The organism is Saliphagus sp. LR7, from assembly GCF_003344565.1.
GTDB classification, from domain to species: Archaea; Halobacteriota; Halobacteria; order Halobacteriales; family Natrialbaceae; genus Saliphagus; species Saliphagus infecundisoli.
The window spans coordinates 1-1,070 of sequence record NZ_QPND01000076.1 but is presented as its reverse complement, the minus strand read 5'-3'; the positions used below and the strand labels follow the sequence as shown (position 1 = coordinate 1,070).

The window sequence follows — 1,070 nt, the reverse complement described above, 5'->3', positions numbered from 1 at the left end:
GAGGGTGTCATAGAAGAGTTCTCACACCGTAATGATCGTGCTCCCCGGATTGTCTCCGCGTTCCTCGTTGGTGATTGCGACGACGAGGCGAAGGCAGAGCGCAAGAAACACCTGTACTCGTGCGTGGACGCGGCCTCGGGCGTGAGTGCGCCCGAGGCCGCAGTTCTTGACTGCCTCGTTGGTACGCTCAACTCCCGTCCGGCGGGTATACGTCTCGTCTAGGGTCGATTGATTCAGCTGAATATCCGCACTGTGTTCGGTGATCCGGTCTTCGACCCTGTACTCGATATCGAGCGGATCATCGGTGTTTCGCGCGTTGTACGGGGCGACTGGCACGACTCCTGCGGTCAGCAGGTAGTCGTGCCAGTCAAGCGTGTCGTAGGCGCTGTCACCGAGCATCCAGATCGGCTGGGCGACGGCGAGCGCGTCACGTGTGACGCGCATCGCCGTCTTCTCTGGTGCTTGCTTACTCTCGGTGAACTCCGCTGCGATCGGGATCTTTTGCCCGGTCGAGACGATCGTGCAGCCGTAGCCGTGGTAGTACTCTTCGGTGGTTGGATCGTAGCATTTTGACGCATCTTGATCGGCGGGCATCGCTCTCACGTCCGTCGAATCGATCGAGTAGGTCAAGTCGAGCAGGCCGCGGCGAGCGGCCTGCTCGACGAGGTGGTCGAAGACATCGTCGACGACGTGTTCGAGGTCGGTGAGGAAGCGATCGACCGCGTCTCTGGACGGCGGTCGATCGAAGCCACAGCTGAGCCAGACGAACGTGTCCTGAAGCTCCCGTGCAACCGGACGAATTCCGTAGATATCGTGGTAGTAACAGTGGAGGAATCCACGCATCATCTCGGGTGGTTCGTGCTCTCGTGTTCGCCCCGTCTCCGCCGGGGCGAACACATTGAACTCGTCGAGAAACTCGAAGGAAAGGTGCTTGAACAGCGCTAACGTCGCTGTCTCCGCGACATTAAAGAACGAGTCTATCGAATGGTTCTCTTGCAGGGTCGCTGAGTGCATACCACCTCAGCATTCACCCTGCTCTTTGGTGTGGTAATCGTTCTATGACACCCTCG

At 59.0% G+C, this 1,070-nt stretch carries 1 protein-coding gene; it reads right to left on the bottom strand.

Features of this window, described 5'->3' with window-relative positions; translation table 11 throughout:
* Window positions 1–21 precede the first annotated feature (21 nt).
* Window positions 22–1,014 (bottom strand): transposase, encoded by a 993-nt coding sequence (locus tag DVH23_RS23220; RefSeq protein ID WP_114579698.1) that lies wholly within the window; start codon window positions 1,012–1,014, stop codon window positions 22–24.
* Window positions 1,015–1,070 lie beyond the last annotated feature (56 nt).

Excerpts from the sequence above, each read along its gene's own strand:
- DVH23_RS23220 (WP_114579698.1), bottom strand. The coding sequence starts at position 1,014 with ATGCACTCAGCGACCCTGCAAGAGAACCATTCGATAGACTCGTTCTTT.